General features: G+C 37.4%; 20 protein-coding genes and 1 tRNA gene. 19 read left to right on the top strand and 2 right to left on the bottom strand.

All coding sequences use genetic code 11. The features are described 5' to 3' along the window. Positions 1-44: 44 nt before the first annotated feature. Positions 45-251 (bottom strand): DUF4044 domain-containing protein, encoded by a 207-nt coding sequence (locus EUI_RS0109115; RefSeq protein ID WP_010687868.1) that lies wholly within the window; start codon positions 249-251, stop codon positions 45-47. A 178-nt stretch (positions 252-429) separates the two neighbouring features. Between EUI_RS0109115 and EUI_RS0109110 the strand changes: the two genes are divergently transcribed. The 17 genes from EUI_RS0109110 to EUI_RS0109030 all read left to right on the top strand — a co-directional run bounded on the left by EUI_RS0109110 (position 430) and on the right by EUI_RS0109030 (position 18,225). Further along, positions 430-771, top strand: a complete 342-nt coding sequence (locus EUI_RS0109110) for a hypothetical protein (RefSeq protein ID WP_010687867.1) — start codon at positions 430-432, stop codon at positions 769-771. Between the two features lie 154 nt (positions 772-925). Continuing rightward, entirely contained in the window at positions 926-1,357 is a 432-nt protein-coding gene (gene mraZ, locus EUI_RS0109105) for a division/cell wall cluster transcriptional repressor MraZ (protein ID WP_010687866.1), read from the top strand. Between the two features lie 17 nt (positions 1,358-1,374). Continuing rightward, positions 1,375-2,316: a 16S rRNA (cytosine(1402)-N(4))-methyltransferase RsmH gene (gene rsmH / locus EUI_RS0109100; RefSeq protein WP_010687865.1), complete on the top strand. Its 942-nt coding sequence runs from the start codon at positions 1,375-1,377 to the stop codon at positions 2,314-2,316. Positions 2,317-2,334: 18 nt separating this feature from the next. Then, positions 2,335-2,691 (top strand): cell division protein FtsL, encoded by a 357-nt coding sequence (locus EUI_RS0109095; RefSeq protein WP_010687864.1) that lies wholly within the window; start codon positions 2,335-2,337, stop codon positions 2,689-2,691. Positions 2,692-2,693: 2 nt separating this feature from the next. Next, entirely contained in the window at positions 2,694-4,874 is a 2,181-nt protein-coding gene (locus EUI_RS0109090) for a penicillin-binding protein (protein WP_029508554.1), read from the top strand. A 9-nt stretch (positions 4,875-4,883) separates the two neighbouring features. Continuing rightward, entirely contained in the window at positions 4,884-5,846 is a 963-nt protein-coding gene (gene mraY, locus EUI_RS0109085; RefSeq protein WP_010687862.1) for a phospho-N-acetylmuramoyl-pentapeptide-transferase, read from the top strand. A gap of 45 nt (positions 5,847-5,891) precedes the next feature. Then, on the top strand, positions 5,892-7,238 hold the full coding sequence (gene murD / locus EUI_RS0109080; RefSeq protein ID WP_014947656.1) for a UDP-N-acetylmuramoyl-L-alanine--D-glutamate ligase: 1,347 nt from the start codon (positions 5,892-5,894) through the stop codon (positions 7,236-7,238). Between the two features lies 1 nt (position 7,239). Continuing rightward, a complete protein-coding gene (gene murG, locus EUI_RS0109075; protein WP_010687860.1) occupies positions 7,240-8,349 on the top strand; it encodes an undecaprenyldiphospho-muramoylpentapeptide beta-N-acetylglucosaminyltransferase in 1,110 nt (369 codons plus the stop codon). Between the two features lie 31 nt (positions 8,350-8,380). Next, complete coding sequence (locus tag EUI_RS0109070; RefSeq protein ID WP_050792015.1) at positions 8,381-9,112, top strand: cell division protein FtsQ/DivIB; 732 nt, start codon at positions 8,381-8,383, stop codon at positions 9,110-9,112. A gap of 88 nt (positions 9,113-9,200) precedes the next feature. After that, complete coding sequence (ftsA, locus tag EUI_RS0109065; protein WP_010687858.1) at positions 9,201-10,550, top strand: cell division protein FtsA; 1,350 nt, start codon at positions 9,201-9,203, stop codon at positions 10,548-10,550. Positions 10,551-10,570: 20 nt separating this feature from the next. Then, positions 10,571-11,875, top strand: coding sequence for a cell division protein FtsZ (gene ftsZ, locus EUI_RS0109060; protein ID WP_010687857.1), 1,305 nt, complete (start codon positions 10,571-10,573; stop codon positions 11,873-11,875). A 105-nt stretch (positions 11,876-11,980) separates the two neighbouring features. Continuing rightward, positions 11,981-12,442: a cell division protein SepF gene (locus EUI_RS0109055; protein WP_010687856.1), complete on the top strand. Its 462-nt coding sequence runs from the start codon at positions 11,981-11,983 to the stop codon at positions 12,440-12,442. Between the two features lie 3 nt (positions 12,443-12,445). After that, positions 12,446-12,709 carry a YggT family protein gene (locus tag EUI_RS0109050; protein WP_010687855.1) on the top strand — a complete coding sequence of 88 codons (264 nt, stop codon included), beginning with the start codon at positions 12,446-12,448 and terminating at the stop codon, positions 12,707-12,709. Between the two features lies 1 nt (position 12,710). Then, positions 12,711-13,502: a YlmH family RNA-binding protein gene (locus EUI_RS0109045; RefSeq protein WP_010687854.1), complete on the top strand. Its 792-nt coding sequence runs from the start codon at positions 12,711-12,713 to the stop codon at positions 13,500-13,502. Between the two features lie 38 nt (positions 13,503-13,540). After that, the gene (locus tag EUI_RS0109040) at positions 13,541-14,224 is read left to right on the top strand and encodes a DivIVA domain-containing protein (protein ID WP_010687853.1); all 684 of its coding nucleotides are present in this window, start codon (positions 13,541-13,543) and stop codon (positions 14,222-14,224) included. A 295-nt stretch (positions 14,225-14,519) separates the two neighbouring features. Continuing rightward, positions 14,520-17,312, top strand: coding sequence for an isoleucine--tRNA ligase (ileS, locus tag EUI_RS0109035; protein WP_010687852.1), 2,793 nt, complete (start codon positions 14,520-14,522; stop codon positions 17,310-17,312). 298 nt (positions 17,313-17,610) lie between these two features. Next, positions 17,611-18,225 (top strand): ECF transporter S component, encoded by a 615-nt coding sequence (locus EUI_RS0109030; RefSeq protein WP_010687851.1) that lies wholly within the window; start codon positions 17,611-17,613, stop codon positions 18,223-18,225. A 60-nt stretch (positions 18,226-18,285) separates the two neighbouring features. On the opposite strand, the gene EUI_RS0109025 is transcribed toward EUI_RS0109030, so the two are convergent. Beyond that, a tRNA-Arg gene (locus EUI_RS0109025) sits at positions 18,286-18,358 on the bottom strand. A 381-nt stretch (positions 18,359-18,739) separates the two neighbouring features. On the opposite strand from EUI_RS0109025, the gene upp reads away from it, so the two are divergent. Then, positions 18,740-19,369, top strand: a complete 630-nt coding sequence (gene upp / locus EUI_RS0109020; protein ID WP_010390927.1) for a uracil phosphoribosyltransferase — start codon at positions 18,740-18,742, stop codon at positions 19,367-19,369. A 387-nt stretch (positions 19,370-19,756) separates the two neighbouring features. After that, entirely contained in the window at positions 19,757-20,899 is a 1,143-nt protein-coding gene (locus EUI_RS0109015) for a PTS sugar transporter subunit IIC (protein WP_010687850.1), read from the top strand. The last annotated feature ends 347 nt before the right edge of the window (positions 20,900-21,246 follow it).

Below are 21,246 nucleotides of genomic sequence, written 5' to 3'. Positions count from 1 at the left end.
TAACTAAATTAATAATTGTGCCAGAGTTTTTTAAATACTAATTGCTATAACCAACCCAATGCACTGATTGCAGCATAGAAAACACTACCAACCATCAATACAACCATGACCCACGACATGATAAGTGTCATTTTTTCGATGCGAGTACGCGGCTTTTGAACAGCTTTAGGAACACGATGCTGATTTAATTTTGCGTCAATTTCTGCTTGTAATTTAACATTAACAGGCCGTGCGTTTTGTTCATCTGTCATATTTCACCTCATTTATAATTCAAAAATAGTGTATCATAATCAGTCATCTATATGCAATTTTAAAATGATAAATCAATGAATTATATACGATTTATCATAATTTATGATAGAAATTCTTGCCTTTTTGTTTAGGTTTAGGTATTGTTATTAAAGTACAAAGAAACTATGAGGTAAAGTAATGCAGTGGTGGATTTGGCCGTTAAGTGCGGTAAGTTTCATATTATTTGTATTTGTGTTAAATAGATGGACACGATTGGGTGATCTTAAAATTAAAACGTTAGATATTATTGTCATCCCAGTCTGGGTGATACTACATGTTACGATGGGATACTGTTTTGGTATCAGTTTGATTTTATGGTTTCTGTTAGTATGGTGTTTTGTGGGAGCTGTTTTGGTATGGTTTCTATTACAAGGCAAATGGCATTGGCGCTTGTTTTGGCATAAGTATTGGGAGTGGAGTGGGTTGGTTGGTACTTTATTACTTTTAATTGTGACAATTGTTGGGTTTTGGCACCACTAATATATTTTGTCGATAAAAACGCTGCTATGCAAGAATAGCAGCGTTTTTATGTGTGTTAAAATTTACTAAATGATGACAAATTAGTAATTAGGTGGAGGGAAGTGGTGAAATGTGGTAAATTAGTAGTATAGAATTTTTATTGGAGGTGGTCCTGATGTTTATGGGCGAATATTCACATACGCTCGATATCAAAGGGCGACTTATTATTCCAGCAAAATTTCGAAACCAATTAGGCGAGAAGTTCATCGTGACGCGTTGGATGGAACATGCATTACGCGCCATGCCAATGCCAGTTTGGGAAAAATTAGAAAAGCAACTTAACGAGCTACCATTAGGAAAAAAAGAAGCACGCCAATTTAAACGCTTTGTGATGGCAGGGGCGATGGTAGCTGAAATTGATAAACAAGGACGGATTATAATTCCGTCAAACTTAAAAGACTATGCTGGACTTGAAAAAAGTGTGACAGTAACAGGATCTGGGGATTCATTTGAAATTTGGAGTTCAGAAAACTGGCATGATTATACACTTGCTACAGCTGATGATTTTGATGAGATTGCAGAAGGACTAGTTGACTTCGACTTCTAGTTAAAAGGATAAATGGAATGACTGAATTTGAACATGTCACAGTACTCTTAAAAGAAGCAGTTGCATTATTGAATGTAAAACCAGATGGTCATTATGTTGATGCAACTTTAGGTGGCGGCGGTCATACTGGTGAAATTCTTAAGCAACTAGACAACGGCATACTTTATAGTTTTGATCAAGATGATACAGCAATTAAGTATAACGAAGAACAATATGCCACTGAAATTGCATCAGGTAAATTGATCCTAATCCATCGGAATTTCCGTACGCTGACTGAAGCTTTAGCTGAACTTGGCGTGAGACAAGTTGATGGCGTGATTTATGATTTAGGCGTCAGTTCAGTACAGTTTGATGATGGGCAACGTGGCTTTAGTTATAATTACGATGCTGATCTGGATATGCGGATGGATCAACGACAGGCATTAACCGCTAAAATAATTATTAATGAGTGGCCATTTAATGATATTTTACGTATTTTAAGTCGATATGGAGAAGATCGCTTTCCTAAACAAATTGCACGTAAGATAGAGCGTCATCGTGAAAATGGTGCGATTAATACAACATTTGAATTAGTTGATATTATCAAAGAAGCAATTCCAGCTCCTGCTCGGCGTAAGGGGGGGCATCCAGCAAAGCGAACCTTTCAAGCATTGAGAATAGCTGTTAATGATGAACTAGGAGCATTAGAAGATTCTCTGACTCAATCACTTGATTTGCTTGCACCAGGTGGTCGTATTAGTGCTATCACATTTCAGTCACTTGAAGACCGTTTAGTGAAACAAATGTTTCGCGAAAAGACATCAACCCCAGAATTACCAGTTGGTTTACCAGTTTTACCGGGTCAATTCGAAGCGGATTACACTTTATTAACACGTAAACCTATTTTGCCAACTGATGATGAAACACAAACTAATCACAGAGCACAATCGGCTAAATTACGTGGTATCGAACGCAAATAATATTTAGGAGTTGCAAACATGGCACAGAATGCATATCAATATTCAACGGCGGCTGAAGCGCTACCTTTAGCACAACCAAAAACGCGTATAAAGTACAAAGCAGCGCGTTGGACACGAAAAGAACGGCTAATGGTTGCTTTTGTTTCAGCCGTCATTATGATATTGATGGTGGGCGTTGTTTTTTCAAGTATGCAAACGAGTGCAGCACGTTCGAATGCAGCAAACATGCAAACGGAAACTGAGACCACAAGAGAAACTAATAACGCTTTGCGTAGCGATATTCAAAATAAAACAAGTAAGCAAAATTTAGATGAGGTTGCTAAGAAATATAATATGACGTTATCCGATAGTAATGTCAGAAATATTAACCAATAATTATGAAAAATACCATGAGACGGATACCAAATAAAAAAGTTACTAAAAACGCCAAAGTATTTGGCGGTGTATTATTGGGCGCAATTGTGCTGGTAACTTTAGGGCTTGGTATACGTCTTTTTGTTATAGCGAGTGGTTCGGTTGATGGACATAACTTAAACGATGCAACACGTCGCGCATTTATGGCGAACCAGATAGTACCAGCAAGTCGTGGTAAAATTTATGATACTAACGGTCAAGTATTAGCAGAAAATACAACAGTTTATGATATGTATGCTGTGCTTGATAAAAAAGTAGCACGTGTTAAAGATACGAAAACCGGTAAATATGTTGATGGGTCTGGTCATGTAGTAGATAAAGAAACTACTGCAGAAAAGCTTAGTAAAATTATTGACATGGATCAAAAAGATATATTAAGTCGATTAGAAAAAAATGTCTATCAAGTTGAGTTTATCTCTACAAAAGTTCAAGCGAGTAAAAATTTAAATATTGATCAGTATAAAAAAATTCAGGCCCTTAAATTACCAGGTATAAATTTCATATCACGGCCATCACGAATATATCCTAATGGCAATATGGCATCACATTTAATTGGTGCGATGAGTACTGACGAAAATAAAAAGAGTGGTCAATCTCAACAAATTGGTTTTATGGGTATAGAAGCTGCTGAAAATACATTACTTGCCGGAAAAAATGGTATTAAAAAATATGATGGTCAAGTGGAAAATGTGCAGGATAGTAGGACAGTAAAACCAGGTAATGATGTTTACCTTACGTTAGATAGTTCACTTCAAAATACACTTGAGACGCGTATGGATGACTTACTTAAAACGACGAAGGCAAAAGCAACAGTTGGCGTTTTGATGGAAGCTAAAACTGGCCGAATCGTTGCTGCAACGCAACGCCCAAATTTTAATCCTAATGGTAAAACAATTAATCCAGACCTATGGGCTAATTTATTGGACCAGGCCCCTTTTGAGCCTGGATCTACTATGAAGGGTATTACGCTTGCTGCAGCCATTGATTCAGGCAAGTGGCGACCTAATGCTACCTACCCATCTGGGACACTCTTAATTGATGGTAAAAAAGTTGTTGATGCATTTGGGCAAGACCAGGGTACGCTCACATATCGAGAAGGATTTTGGCGTTCCTCCAACGTTGCATTTGCACGAACTGAACAGCAGCTTGGAGCCACAACTTGGCGTAATTATCTTGAAAAATTTCGGTTTCTACAATCGACTAAATCGGGTTTAAATGGTGAAGAATCCGGGCATTATTCTTTTGATTATCCTATTGATCAAGCTAATACGGCTTATGGTCAAGGAATTAGTGTGACACCACTACAAATGATTCAAGCCTACTCAGCTATTGCAAATGATGGAAAGGAAGTTAAGCCATACTTCGTGGATAAAGTGGTTAATCCTGCAACAGGGGCAATTATGCAACAAGGAAAAACGGATACTGTCGCACACCCTATTAAAGCCAGCACAGCACAACAGGTTCGTAAATATATGATTGATGTTGTTAATCAAGAGACTGGTACTGCAAAAGAGTTTGATTTGCGAAAGTTTGGTTATCAAATTGCAGCTAAAACTGGAACAGCTCAAATATCTGAAAATGGCCAGTATTTACAGGGATTGAACAATGCCATTCATTCTGTGATGGTTTTGGCACCAGAAAAAAACCCAAAGTATATTTTCTATATGGCTGTGAAACAACCTAAGGTTTTTCCTGATCCAACAATTCAAATAACAATGAACAAGGTATTTCAACCCTTGATGCTTCAGGCTTTAAATAATAGTGATAGTGCTGTAAAATCAAAGACAACGAAACAGACAGTACCTAATGTTGTTGGTCGATCAATTGCTAAAGCGACGCAAACATTAACTGGTGCAGGTTTTAGAACAGCTGTTGTGGGTAATAGTGGCCAAATTGAGAGTCAGTCTTTACTACCAGAACAAAAATCATTAACGAACCAACTGGTGATTTTGCATGCAAAAGGTAATACATATTTACCAGATATGACGGGCTGGAGTTTGACGGATGCACAGTCATTTGCCCGAGAAGCAGGGTTTAAACTCACTTGGTCAGGATCTGGATATGTTGTAGGCCAAACGGTGGCTAAAAATCAGTTAGTTGTAGATACTAGTCAAGTTACCGTTAGGTTAAAAGAAAAGAAGTAAGGAAAGAACATGTCTGAAAATTTATGGGCGTTGACCCGCGCACTAATCGTAACAGTAATATTTATGCCATTCCTGATTAAATTTTTAAAACAATCAAAAGAACAGGCAGTTATTCGAAAGCTTGGACCAGACCATCAAGCAAAGTCCGGTACACCTAGCATGGGTGGTGCACTTTTTGTTGTCGCTGCATCGATTAGTTCACTTATAGGCGGTGGGCTGTATAATGGTTGGCATGGCGTAATGACTATGGTGATTCCGGTCGTTGCATTTTTGGCTTATGCAACTATCGGTGGCATTGATGATACATTAAAATTAATTAACCACGCTGACGATGGTTTTGCTTTTAAGCCAAAGCTAATAGCACAAACGGCTAGTGCAGCAGTTATTATGCTAATTATGTGGTTTATGGGTGTTCCTTTCACATTGTATATCCCATTGCTTGGGACGTACAATTTGGGTATTTTCTATTTTGCATTTCTTTGGTTTTGGCTTGTTGGATGGTCAAATGCGACCAATCTTACTGATGGTCTAGATGGTTTATTGGCGGGTATAAGTATTATTGTTTATGCAGCCTATAGTGTTGTTGCTATGAACATGCATAATCAAGTATTGGTCATTTTCAATTTTTCAGTGATTGGTTCCTTGATTGGTTTTTTGATTTTCAATAAACCTAAAGCCAAAATTTTCATGGGTGATACTGGCTCACTTGCTTTAGGAGCTGGTTTAGCTATTGAATCAATTTTGCTTGGTATACCATTTTCTTTGGTTTGGTTTGGTTTGGTGTTTGTTATCGAAACATTGTCAGTTATTATTCAAACAGTTGGTTATCATTTCTGGCATAAACGTATATTTCCAATGGCGCCAATTCATCATTCATTCGAAAAGTTTGGCTGGAGTGAATGGCAAATTGACACCTTGTTTTGGATTTTATCTGCAATTTTAGCAGTTGCTGGTATCTTTTACATGAATTAAAGGCGGGTTTACTCGCGTACATAAAATTTTAGAAATCAGGTTATGATGAAAATACAAGATTTTAACAATAAAAAAGTGATGGTATTTGGTTGGGCACGTTCAGGGAAAGCAGCGGCACAGCGATTGCTTGAACTTGGGGCGCAAGTCACTGTTGTTAATGGTGGCGAATTCGAAGATGACATAGTATATCGACAATTGTTGGCAGCAGATGTCCAATTTATTAACCATGATGATGCGATGTCATTAAATACTACTTTTGATTATTTAGTTAAAAATCCAGGCATTAATTATGAAACAGCATTAGTTAAACAAGCAGAAAAGTTAAACATCCCTATTTTGACAGAAGTAGCAGTTGCTTTGAGTTCATTTGAAGGTCGTTTAATTGCTGTGACGGGTTCAAATGGCAAAACAACAACAACGTCATTAATTCGAGATATGCTCAAAAGTGATGGTCAAAAAGTAACGACTGCTGGTAATATAGGTATTCCAGTCTGCGAGGTTATCAAAAACTTAACAGCAGATGATACACTTTTATTAGAATTATCAAGCTTTCAATTAATGGGAACGCCAGATATACGGCCAGATATTGCATTAATTACAAATATTTTTGCCAATCATTTAGATTATCATGGGACACGTGAAAATTACGTGACGGCCAAGTTTCAGCTAACAAAAAATCAAACAACTAACCAATTACTAGTCCTAAATGCAGATGGCCAAGATACAGATGATTTTATCAAAAAAACACATGCCAAAGTTGTTGCGTTTTCTCGCATAAAAAATGAATATACTGTACGTACAGATAGCGTTGATCTCATTATTTCGGGTAATCATTTGATGCCGCTAAGTGATATTAAATTAGTAGGACCACATAATCTTGAAAACATTGTGGCTGCGGTGACAGTTGCAAAATTAGCAGGTGTGCATGACGTGGCAATACGGCATGTACTTGAAACATTTGGTGGTGTAAAACATCGTTTACAACATGTTTTCACGGATAACGGTGTGACTTTTTACAATGATTCTAAAGCGACAGATATTGAAGCGACACAAACAGCGTTAAATAGTTTTCACCAGCCAACGATTTGGTTAGCTGGTGGATTAGATCGTGGTGATGATTTAATGAGATTATTACCAAATTTATTACATGTGAAGGCCGTTATTGCCTTTGGTGAGACGCAACAAAAAATTGTCACTGTTGCACGCGCTGCTAATAAACCAGTTATTACTGTGGATGACGTTGAACAAGCTGTACCAGTTGCAGTGAAACTTGCTGTCACTGGGGATGTCGTGTTATTGTCACCGGCAGCTGCTAGCTGGGATCAGTATAAAAGTTTTGAAGAGCGCGGCGAACGTTATGTCACTGAGTTAAAGAAAGTATTGGGGCTATAATATGCGTGTAATTTTATCAGGTGGTGGCACAGGAGGCCATATTTATCCAGCTTTGGCATTGGCTGAAGTTATTAAGCAACATGAACCAGATTCAGAATTTTTATATGTTGGCTCGGAACGTGGTGTGGAATCTGACATTGTACCAGCTACTGGTATGGCTTTTGATAAGTTATCTGTCCAAGGATTTAAGCGGTCATTATCATTTGATAATGTTCAAACAGTTAATTTATTTTTAAGAGCAGTCAAGCAATCTAAAAAAATTATTAAAGATTTTAAACCAGACGTTGTTGTTGGTACAGGTGGTTATGTCGCTGGGGCGGTGGTCTATGCTGCACAACGTATGCATGTTCCAACTGTCATTCATGAACAAAACTCTGTTGCTGGTGTGACAAATAAATTTTTAGCGCGTGGTGCAAGCAAAATTGGAGTTGCTTTTGATGTTGCTAAACAACAATTTCCAGCAGGAAAAGTGACACTTGTTGGTAACCCTCGTGCGCAGCAAGTTGCACATATTGTATCAACGTTTTCTTGGCAAACGTTGGGTTTGCGAGACGATAAATCAACGCTTTTAATTTTTGGCGGCTCACAGGGTGCACCAGCTATCAATTCAGCAGTTATTGAAGCTATGAATACTTTTAATTTAAGAAATTATCAAATTGTCGTAGTGACAGGGCCTAAACGATATGATAATGTGTTATCGCAACTAAATAGTCAGGGTATTGCTGTCGCTGATAATGTTCGCATTCTGCCATATATTGACAATATGCCAGAAGTGCTAGCAAAAACCAATGCGATTGTATCCAGGGCTGGGGCAACATCAATTGCTGAAATCACAGCATTAGGCATTCCATCAATTTTAGTGCCAAGCCTTCATGTTACTGGCAATCATCAAACTAAAAATGCACAAAGCTTGGTCGATGATGGTGCTGCACTAGTAATAGCAGAAACAGATTTAAATGGAGAAACACTTATAACAGCTGTTGATTCATTATTGTTGAATGATAAAGCCAGCGAAAATATGGCGGCACAAGTTGCAAAAGTGGGAATACCTGATGCCGGTGATAGATTGTATAACTTAATACAAGATGCAATTTTAGAAAAGAAAGATTAAAATAGTGCATGTTTTAAAAGACAAAAAGATACTGAAAACAAAACGACCGCGACAACTTTGGATAAGTTTAGCGGCTTTTGTGGTGTTTATGATCGGTATCGTGTTCTTATTACAACCATGGCGAACAATTAAAACAGTTAGTATCAATACAATGATGATACCAACCGATAAAATTGCAACATATGCTAATATCAATCAGCAAACGCCATACTGGCGTATAGGGGGCCAGACAAAGTTTATTGCACAACACATTGTTAAACAAGATGATCAAATTGACTCAGCTCAGGTCACATTGCAGGGGAGTAATGTTAACATTAACATTGTTGAGAAAGTAACTGCGGGTTATATTGAACAAGGAAATAATTGGTATATTATTAATCGTGAGGGAATGTTTAAAAAGGTTCAAACCCCTGAAGGAAATGCACCTGTATATGCCAACTTTAAAACAAACAAAGATGTTAAAAAATTGGCTAAAGCGTTTGTATCATTAGAATTAACGTTACGTCAAAATATTAGTCAGATCATTTTTTCGCCCAATAAAGATAATGCTAACCGTCTCATAATTATTATGAATGATGGGAATACTGTTTATGCAACATTAGATACATTTGGAAAAAAAATTAATTATTATCCTGGAATTGCTGCACAAATGCCTGTTAAAGGTATTGTTGATTTGCAATTCGGTGCCTATTCGTATGCTTATGGCACCTCACAGGCAAATACAACGAATAAAAAAAGCGACCATAAAGACAAACAAAAGTGAGAATTTGTGGCGTAATAGCTATAACTTATGATATTATTATAGTTAGGTATATTTTATTAAAAAATAATTTTGTAAAGGGGCACGACGCATGAATAATTCAGGCGTGACGGTGGGTTTAGACATTGGTACCACATCCATCAAAGTAGTCATTGCGCAAACAACTGGTAATCAATTCAACGTGATTGGTGCAGGAAATGCACCTTCACGGGGTTTACGCAAGGGCGTGATCGTGGACATTGATGCAACTGCCAGTGCGATCCGCGAAGCGATTGAACAAGCACAAGAAAAAGCAAATTTTCAAATTAATGAAGTAATTGTAGGAATTCCTGCAAATCAAATTGAAATGGTTCATGTCGAAGGCCTCGTTTCGATTGCTAATCAAAATAAACGTATTACTTACGCTGATGTACAAAATGTGGCAAAGCAGGCTTTATCGCATAATGTCTCATCAGATCATGATGTGATTGATTTAATTGCTGAGGAATTCATTGTAGATGGTTTTGATGGTATAAAAGATCCGCATGAAATGATTGGTGTGCGACTGGAATTACACGGAACAGCCTTTGTTGGACCAAGCAAGATTTTAGATAATACACGTATGGCGATTCAAAAAGCAGGTTTGAAACTACATGAATTTGTTTTGGCGCCATTGGCCATTGGCACTAGCATTTTAAATGATGGTGAACAGGACTTTGGAACTGTGTTAATAGATCTCGGTGGTGGACAAACTACGACATCCGTCATACATGATCGTAAGTTGAAGTTTAATCATGTAGACCTCGAGGGTGGGGATAATGTGACGAAAGATATTTCAACAGTTCTAGGTATCTCTTATACACATGCTGAAAAAATCAAACGTGATTTTGGATATGCGGATCCAACTCAGGCAAGTGCCGACAAAGAGTTTTCTGTTGAAGTTGTTGGAGATAATACACCTCAATTAGTTAATGAACACTATCTTTCAGAAATCATTGCCGCAAGGTTAGAACAAATATATATGCGTGCATTTGATCCGCTGAGCACGGTTAACGGTTTGAACATGCCAGGTGGTATTGTTTTAACTGGTGGAAATGCGGCTTTGCCACGTATGGTTGACTATGCTAAAACTATTTTGGGTGAAAATGTACGACTTTTTATACCTGATCAAATAGGATTACGCCATCCTTCTTATACACGCGCAATGGCATATGCGATGTTTGCTTCGCGTGAAAGTATGACGCAACAGGTCATTAAACAAGTTATCATGTCACATCGTGACGATACTGATAATGTGCAATCTGTACCATCAGTATCCAAACAATCACATGAATATGAAGAAACATCTGAGTCAACAGAGCAGACGTTGTACAACTATGATGGCAAGCAAGATGACCAACCACGGCAAAGCATTTTTAGCCGTTTAATACAAACAATTAAGAATTTATTTCGAGAAGATTAGTATAATTAAGGAGACAACTTATGGATTTTTCAATTGATGACGCCCAAGAAACCGGTGCAATCATTAAAGTTATCGGTGTTGGTGGTGGTGGATCAAACGCTGTCAATCATATGATCGAAGAAGGTGTTAGTGGCGTCGAGTTTATCGTTGCTAACACTGATGTACAGGCCTTAGATAAGTCTAAAGCTGACATTAAAATTCAAATCGGGCCAAAATTGACTGGTGGTTTAGGTGCTGGTTCAAATCCTGAACGTGGTACTAAAGCTGCTGAAGAATCATCTGAAGACATTGCTTCAGCAATTTCAGGTGCAGATATGATTGTTATCACGGCTGGTATGGGTGGCGGAACTGGGAACGGTGCAGCACCAGTTGTCGCGCGTATAGCTAAAGAACAAGGTGCTTTAACTGTTGCTGTTGTGACACGTCCATTCAAGTGGGAGGGACCCAAACGTGGTCGCTTCGCCGCTGAAGGATTACAAGCGTTGTCCGAATCAGTTGATTCGCTGATTGTGATTACTAACGAACGTTTAAAAGATCGTATTGATTTACGTACACCACTGTCAGAGGCTTTTAAAGTTGTTGATGAAGTTGTGGCTCAAGGTGTTCGAGGTATCTCAGAACTAATCACAAACCCAGGATTCATTAATCTTGATTTTGCTGATGTGAAAACTGTTATGCAAGATGCCGGACCTGCCTTAATGGGTGTTGGCCAAGCTAGTGGCGAAACACGTGCCGCTGACGCAACGAAGCAGGCTATTTCCTCACCATTGCTTGAGGTAGATATGTCAGGTGCTGAAGACGTTTTGCTTAATATTACCGGTGGATTGGATATGTCATTGTTTGAAGCGCAAACCGCCTCAGAAGTGATTGCTCAAGAAGCAGGGCGTGAGGTCAACGTTATCTTCGGTACATCTATTGATGAAAATCTAGGTGATTCAATTCGTGTGACGGTAATTGCAACTGGTCTTCAGAATGTTACGGTAGATTCTGCAGCAAAAAAATCTGCTGCACCGAAAGCAAACGCTGCTAAAGTATTTGGTACGACAAGTAACAATGTAACGCCAGCAACACCAAACACATCAATATTTGAAAAACCAGCAACAGAGCCTGTTAAATCAACAACGCCAACGCCACAAAATGATCCATTTGCTGATTGGAATATTAGTAGTGCTTCAAAAGATGCGTTTGCTGAGGATGAACGGTTTGATGGTGTACAGAAACAAGCGTTCGATGTATTTAATACACCGACATCCAATGAAACACCAGTAGACTTTTCAAACAATGACGATGATACTGAACAACCACCATTCTTTAAAAAACGTTAATAAAAAAACGTGAGTTGTGTATATTTTGATTGTGTTATATAACGATGAGATACAATCATTGTCGTGTACACAGTGAGTTTCAACCTGCGTGTTTAAGGAGAAATCATGGCATTAGGCGATACAATTAAACGTCTTTTCAGTAATGATGAAGATGATTCATATGACGATAGCTATGATGATAGCAGCTATCAAGAGCAACCACAATATCAACAACCAGTGCAACAAACATCACAGCAACAAGCAACCTATTTTGGTCGTCAATCGGCACAATCAACAATGACAGATCCAGGTAATGCTAATAGTAAAATTGCATTATTTGAACCTAAAGTATATTCAGATTCTAGAGACATTGCTTCTCAGATATTAGGCGGAGAGGCAGTAATAGTTAACTTTACGCAAATTGATGAAGCACAAGCTAAAAGAATATTAGATTTCTTAGGTGGTGCTATATATGCAGTCAATGGGGAAATTGAACGTATCGGTCAGTCTATCTTTTTAGTAACACCTGCAACTTTTGAAATTTCAGGGACGTTGACAGATAATTTAGAACCGAATACGCGGTATTAACATATGCTAGAAATACTAAATTGGATTATACGTATCGCAAATTATTATGAGTATGCAATTGTCATTTATGTCCTAATGTCTTGGTTACCTGGCGCGCAACAATCAGTGTTTGGCAAGTGGCTTCAACGAATTGTTGCACCCTATCTAAACTTATTTCGGATAATACCACCAATTGGTGGTATTATTGACATTTCACCAATTGTTGCCATTTTGGCTTTGAATTTTGCCATTAGCGGCTTGTCTCATTTGGTGCTACTTTTCCTGTAATATGATAGATAATTTTTCAACAATTGAACAACACTTCCGACCAGAAGAAGTAACATTTATTCAGCAAGTAACTGATTGGATTCGTCAAAGTGAAGATGAGTATCGTGGCATTCTAACACGTTTTTTAAACCCTCGGGAACAATATATTTTGCAAACTTTAGTTAATCGTTCAGAAAATTTACAAGTGCATTATAATGGTGCAACTAGTAATACCGAAAATCAGCGTGCAGTCATAGCACCAGATTTTTATACTGTCGCATTATCGGATTTTGAATTAGCAATTCTTGAAATTAAATATCCGGTAAAATTCGCTGAATTACATCATTCAATGATTCTAGGTGCATTTATGAGTGCTGGTATAAAACGTGAAGTTATCGGTGATATTTTATCTAATGATAAAAAATGGCAAGTCATTGTTGATGCAAAAATGATAACATATATTCAACAAACAGTTCAAAAAATTGGCCGAATTAAAATTGCATTGATTGCACGTGATGTGAAAGATGTCATTGCGGTTCATGATGATTGGAACGAAATATTTTTATTATTGTCATCTTTACGAATTGACACGACTATTTCAATGGCTTTTAATATACCACGTAGTGTAGCAAAATCATTAATTGAACAGCAACAAGTTCGAGTTAATTGGACAACGATTGTTAAGCCAGATCATGTAGTAGCAGTAGGAGATATTGTATCTGTTCGCAAATATGGACGTCTGCAACTTAAAATGTGTGATGGGTTTAGCAAAAAAGATAAAATTAAGGCAATTGTAAATATTATTCGACGTTAAGTTAACTCGAGTTATATCAAAATTAAAAGGAGACCAAGATGGTACTAACACCTGATGAAATTTTGAAGCATGAATTTACTAAAAAGGGTTCACGTGCATATATTGCATCTGAAGTTGATTCGTTTTTAGATCAAGTTAATGGTGATTATGAAACTATTATTACTGAACGTGATAAACTTTTAAATGATAATGAACAGTTACAAGTTAAAGTTGATGGCCTAGAGGCGAAACGTGAGCAAGTCAACCAATCAATTTTTGTCGCTCAAGAAGCCGCTGATCGTTTGAGACAAGAAGCCGATGGCGAAGTAAAAAAGCAATTAACACATGCCCAAGAAGCAGCCACAAAGATTATTAGTGATGCACGTACAAAGGCTGAGGCTGAAGCAACAAGCCTAGCACAAGAAAATGAAGGTCTGATTAAAGAGCAAAATGAATTAAGAACTGAAGTAGAAAATTTTAAAAATTCATTCTTGAAATTATTGGAACTTCAGCGTAAACTATTAGAAAATGATGATTTAGCTGAAGCAGTTCATCGTTTGCCAATTGGACAAGCAACGGCTGATCGTATTGATAAAATAGCAACAATTGAAAATGAGACTGTTATGTCAATGGTAGCAAGCGAATCCGATTCTACAGAAACAGAAAATGAGGAAGCTGCTCCTGAGCAAGGGCCAATTGTTGTGTTTCCCGAAGCAAGTGAAAACGAAGATAATAAATTATAAGAAGCATAACACAATAAGAATGGCATACATACGTGCAGCGAGTCATGGTGGTTAGAGATGATCGTCCCTGTAGCCTTTTAAATCAGTTATGAATTTGTTGGACTGAAATTTAAGTAAGTTTAACCGGTGCAGACCGTTAATACTGATTTGAGGGTTGTTTACTTGTAGACAACTAAAATTGGGTGGTACCACGTGAAAACGTCCCTGTGTTGTAAAACACAGGGACGTTTTTTATTGTTTTAGGGCACCTTATTATTTTGTTACTAACGTTAAGTTATAAATAGGAGATGGCATTATGAAGTATAAAGATACACTCAACCTTGGAAAAACGGCATTTCCAATGCGCGGATCATTACCAAAAACTGAGCCGATTCGTCAACAAAAATGGTATGATTCTGATTTATATAATCAACGTCTATCACAAAATGAAAAAAAACCACATTTTAATTTACATGATGGCCCCCCATATGCCAATGGAAATATTCATTTAGGTCATGCTTTGAATAAAATTTCAAAAGACATTATTGTGCGTTATAAAAATATGGCTGGTTTTTATGCACCCTATGTTCCAGGATGGGATACACATGGTTTACCAATTGAACAGCAGTTAACAAAAGCTGGTCACGATCGTAAAACAATGCCTAAGGCTGAATGGCGAAATTTAGCAAAAGATTTTGCCTTGGAACAAGTTGATAAGCAAAAAAATGATTTTAAACGTTTAGGGATTATGGCTGATTGGCAGAATCCATATATCACATTGCAACCAGAATTCGAGGCTGCACAGTTACGTGTTTTTGGTGAAATGGCTAGTAAAGGTTATATATTTAAGGGGTCAAAACCAGTTTATTGGTCATGGTCATCAGAATCTGCTTTAGCGGAAGCGGAAATTGAATATCACGACATCAATTCAACGTCTTTGTATTATGCTAATCAAGTGAAAGGTGGCAATGGTATTTTAGATGCTGATACTTATTTTGTTGTTTGGACAACTACGCCATTTACAGTGACAGCCTCACGGGGTATTACTCTTGGACCTGATATGGATTATTCAGTGATCCAACCAGCAGAAGAAACTCGCAAATTTGTCGTTGCTACAGGGCGTTTAGAGGTCATTGCGCCATTGTTTGGTTGGGATGAATATAAGACTTTGGCAACATATAAAGGCGAAGAATTGGATCGCATTACAGCGTATCATCCATGGGATCTTGATGCCGAAGAATTAGTTATGAATGCAGATCATGTTACTCTTGATTCGGGTACTGGTTTAGTTCATACTGCTCCTGGTTTTGGTGAGGATGATTTCAATGTTGGTAAGCAGTACGGTCTAGAAGCTGTTGTTACGGTCGATGAAAAAGGGTATATGACTAAAAATGCCGGACCGGATTTTGAAGGCAAGTTTTACGATGATGTTGTTGGCCTTGTCATCAACAAATTGACCACAGCTAATTTGTTCTTGGCTAAAGAAAAAATTACGCATTCTTATCCGTTTGATTGGCGTACAAAAAAGCCTATTATTTGGCGTGCTGTACCACAATGGTTTGCATCTGTAGGTAAGTTCCGTCAAAATATTTTGGATGAATTAGATAATGTCAATTTTTTCCCTGAATGGGGAAAGAAACGTTTGTATAATATGATTCGTGATCGTGGCGATTGGGTTATTTCACGTCAACGTGTTTGGGGTGTGCCATTACCCATTTTTTATGCAGAAGACCAAACGCCTATTTTAGATCAAACTATTATTAATCATGTAGCTGATTTATTTGAAGTACATGGTTCGAATTATTGGTTTGAGCATGAAGCTAAAGACCTATTACCTGAGGGTTATACTAACGCACACTCGCCTCATGGAGAGTTTACTAAAGAAGAAGATATTATGGATGTTTGGTTTGATTCAGGTTCTTCTTGGTCTGGTGTCATGAATACACGTGATCAATTAGATTATCCCGCAGACTTATACTTAGAAGGATCAGATCAGTATCGCGGTTGGTTTAATTCCTCATTGATTACTTCGGTAGCTGTTACAGGGCATGCACCCTACAAAAATGTACTGTCTCAAGGATTTACTTTGGATGGTAAGGGTAATAAAATGTCTAAATCACTTGGTAACACAATATCACCACTTGATGTAGCCGACAAAATGGGCATTGAAATTTTGCGGTTATGGACAATTTCAGTTGACACATCACAAGATATGCCAGTATCAAATGAAATTTTAAAACAAGTATCTGAAAGTTATCGTAAGTTACGTAATACTTTGAGGTTTTTAATGGCTAATACGGCCGATTTTAACTATACAACAGATGCAATTACTTTTACTGACAGAGCTGGGCATGACCAATATTTCTCAGTTGTTTTAAATAATTTTATTAAAGATGTACGTGATTCATATGATAATTATCAATTTAATGATATTTTTAAACGTGTTATTAATTTTGTTAACGTTGACTTATCGGCATTCTATTTGGATATTGCCAAAGACGTTGTCTATGTTGAAGCACCAACTGGACATGCACGCCGTTCAATGCAAACGGTATTTTATGAAACATTAATAGCTTTGACAAAGTTATTGTTGCCTATATTACCACATACATCTGAAGAAGTTTGGGAGTATTTGCCAAATGAGAATCAGGATTTTGCTTATCTTTCTGACATGCCAGAGGTACAAAATTTTGGTGATACAAGTGAATTATTGAAAAATTGGTCTACGTTTATGTCGATGCGAGATGCAGTTAACAAGGCGCTTGAAGAAGCACGAACGGCCGAATTAATTGGTAAAAATGCCGAGGCAGCCTTGACATTGTATTTGACAACAGAACAGCAACAACTATTGTCTGATTTAAATGCTGACGTCCGACTACTTTTGATGGTTTCTCAGTTATACATTGCTGATGCTAAAACGGCAGTTGACGTAAAATCATATGATGGGGTTCTCATTTCGGTGAAGCATGCCGTTGGTGGTGTATCACCGCGTGATCGTCTGTTTCATGAGGATATTGGTGCAGACGCATCATTTCCAAATTTGTCAAAGCATGAGGCAGATATCATACGTGAATTCTATCCAGAAGCATTGATTGAAGGATTAGAATAAAATCAGCGTCAGATTTATATGTGGAAAACAAACAATAATAGTTGACGAACTATGTTATTTGAAAATTCTAAAGTGTTAGCTCAAAGTTAGTAAATGTGGCACTTTTCAGTGAACTAATGGCTTTAATTATGCCAAAAAGTTTGATTACGAACGAGAACGTGCTGGTATAAACCAGTAACATACACTGTTAATTCGAATTAACAGTGTATTTTTATTGTGTTTGAGTGGCTTTCTAAGATACAATGTAGATATAAATAAAAAAAGGGCGGTTATTGCTTTTTACATAGCCGAAAAAACTATGACAAATCAAAAAATAAAATATTATGTGGTTACAACTTTGTTTGTTGCGATTGTTTTGCTGCAAATGATTGTGCCGTGTCTTGGTGTGATGCCATTAGGGGCATTCGTAATTGGTGCCAGCGCGACAATTATACAATTTACAGTGGCGTTAGCTGGTATTTTATTGGGACCTAAATATGGTGCTGTTGTTGGTTTCTTTTGGGGAATAATGTCATTTATTAACGCGATAACTCACCCAGGAACAATTGGTTCACTAATGTTTCAAAATCCTTTTACAGCATTGATCCCACGAATTTTGGTTGGTTTTCTAGTTGGATTATTATTTAATTATTTTTTACGTAAACGATCGGGAACAATTAGGACCATTGGACTAGGCATTCTTGGAATTGTGGCTGCACTTATTAATACAGTTGGCGTTGTCACTTTAACAACAATTGGTTTCACTGTGATGCATACAAATTTTACAGGTATTCCTGATCAAAATCTGTTGAGTTGGTTAATTGGTATTGTATCGTTTAATGCCATTTTTGAAATGATTGTTGGGTTTATTTTGATTACTGTTGTTGGTAATGTTTTAATACCAGTGGCTGAACGCGCAAATATTAAGGGTTAATATAGCTGGGAAAGCATTATTAGAGATAGAAAAAGCACGACTTTTAGTCGTGCTTTTTGATGCACTAACCCAGACTCGAACTGGGAGCAAAGACTTAGGAGGTCCCCGTTTTATCCTGTTAAACTATTAGTGCGAACTATCATATTATACCTTAGTTTTAGTAAAAAATAAAATAGAAATTGCGTTAATATGTATCATATCATCAGTTTTTGGTGGAATGTATTTTTGACTATAGATTAATTTTAAAGTTGTATGTTTTAATTAGTTTATTAAATCATATGACTTGTTATTTATGGTACTGTTATGCGGTGTTAAGAAATAAAAATTTTATTCTAAATATTTGATTAAAATCTAAAAATTAAGAAAATGTCTGTTGTTTAATAAACAAAATTTGAATAAGTGATAGTCAGCGTTGATACTTTACAAGAGGATTTTTTGCTATAATAGAAGTAGATAAATTAATTTGAAAGGAAATGCGTCGTAATTTACATTTTACACGCTTAATATAAACATTATGGGAAAATTTATCGAAATGGATCATCCATTGATTCAACATAAACTAACAATGATTCGTAATAAGAATGTCGGGACAAAAGATTTCAGAGCGCTTGTTGATGAAATTGCAATGCTTATGACATATGAAGCAAGTCGTGATTTGCAATTGGAAGATGTTGTTGTGCAAACACCAGTGGCGACAACGACTAAAAAGCAATTGGCAGGCAAAAAACTAGCTGTTGTACCTATTTTGCGTGCTGGATTAGGCATGGTGGACGGGATTGTACAGTTGATTCCTGCAGCTAAAATTGGACATATTGGTATGTATCGTGACGAAGAAACTTTGGAACCGGTAGAATACTTTATTAAATTACCAGAAGATATTGATCAGCGGGACGTGTTATTAGTTGATCCGATGCTTGCTACTGGCGGTTCAGCAAAAGATGCTATTGTTGCTTTGAAAAAGCGTGGGGCAAAACATATTAAATTGATTACTTTAGTTTCAGCACCTGAAGGGGTTAAGGCAGTTCAGGAAGCCCATCCTGACGTTGATATTTATACAGGATCGTTAGATGACGGCTTGGATAAAAACGGCTATATTATTCCTGGATTGGGTGATGCTGGTGATCGATTGTTTGGGACAATGTAATTTACGATTGAAAGACTGATGATAGAATCAGTCTTTTTTATGTATTTATAATGATAAAAATAAAACTATTGACATTTTAAATTTATATCTGTATAGTATTATTCATCAAGAAGTAAGCAAGCAATTGCTCAATAACAAGGAGAGACAACATGATTAAAACTTTTTATAAACAAGTGAATAGTGCACTTCTCCGCAACCTTCTTCTCATTTGAGTCTAGTTGGTTGTTATTTGAGCAAGATCAACTACTGGACTTTAAAAGTAAGTTTATGTAGCTGGTTAGGAATATGACGTGAAAACGTCCTAACGAGCAATCGTTGGGGCGTTTTTCTTTTTCTCCAATGATTGCGATGCTCAATTGAAGTGTAAGTTAAAAGGAGATTAGGATTATGGCACAAAATGCAATTAATAAAGGAACACAAATTAATAAAGAAGCGATCCAAGCAAAAGTTGGAGAAGCTGAAGAATCTATTCGCGATATTGTGTATAAAACATCGGCAGCGGTTTCAAATGCTATTTTAGTGACTTTGGGAATGGGATTGTTATTGCAAACTATTGCCGGATTTATCAATTGGGCACCAATGGTGCAGATGGGTGCAATCACAAAAATTATGTTACCAGCTGCGTTTGGTGCAGCGGTCGCATCGCAGATGAAAACAAATACAATGGTCATGTTTAGTGCTATGGCTGCATCGACTGTCGGTGCTAACGCTGTCTTTTTTAGTAATACAGCGGTTCAAGGTGTTACGGCAACAGGCTATGCTGGTACACAGGCAGCAGGTTCAGCGATTATAACAACTGGACAACCGATTTCAGCTGTCATCGCAGCTATTATTGCAGTGTTGTTTGGAAAATGGTTGAGTGGTAAAACACCGTTGGATATGGTGATTGTGCCAGCTGCTACAACAATTGTGGGTACAGTGAGCGGGTATTACTTAGCGATGGTGACGACACCAGCATTGGTGGCTGTTGGACATTTTATCGCCTCTAGTGTGGCTGTGAATCCCATTATTGGTACAGCAATTGTTGCGATGGTATTTGGTGCTATGACAATGACGCCAGCTTCAGCGGCTGCACTAGCTGTGGCCATTGGTGCAACAGGGGTGACGTCACCTCAAGCTGCTGGTGCAATATTAATCGGTACAACAGCCGTGTTTGTTGGTTTTCCCGCAATGTCATTTCAAGAAAATAAAATTGGTGCAACGATCGCACAGGGTATTGTGACGCCGAAAATTCAATTTCCAAATTTGACTAAAAATCCAGCATTGATTATTCCACCAATGATTGGTGCAGCCATTGCAGCCCCAATTGCTACATTAGTATTTCATGTCACAGCACCTTTTGCTATGGCGGGTATTGGATTTAATTCGTTTATTGTCCCTTTGGCTTTGGCAGGATCAAATCCAGTTGCGTTTGCTGCTTATATGGGTGTTGGTGTTGTCGTACCAGTTGTTGTGTCATTTGTGGGTTATCGTGTGATGCGCAAAATGGGGTGGGCAAAACCAGAACAATTGCATTTGGAAATGATTTAATTAATTGTTTCAAAACGTTTTTGGAGATAAATTATGAAAAAATTGTTTCTATAAGTAACATGGATACAAAAAAATTTGACATCGTCTGATAAAGTTGTTATTATATTCTCAACAGTGAAGAGATAAGTAATATCGTGAGCACACTAAGAGAATCTATGTTTGGTGAAAGTAGATTGCGCGATGATATGAAAATGGTCTTGGAGAGATACGCCATGGTGAGCATACGCTAATGCGTTGTGAGCAATGACCGGGTGTGCCCGTTATAGCAACAGCAATTCCTATCTTTAAATTTTTTAAAGCATGGCGATTGTATGAGGTATGTTTTTAAACATACAAATACCGGGTGG

This window comes from Leuconostoc gelidum subsp. gelidum KCTC 3527 (assembly GCF_000166715.1).
In the GTDB taxonomy this organism is placed as follows: Bacteria; Bacillota; Bacilli; order Lactobacillales; family Lactobacillaceae; genus Leuconostoc; species Leuconostoc gelidum.
This window is presented reverse-complemented; position numbering and strand designations above follow the sequence as displayed.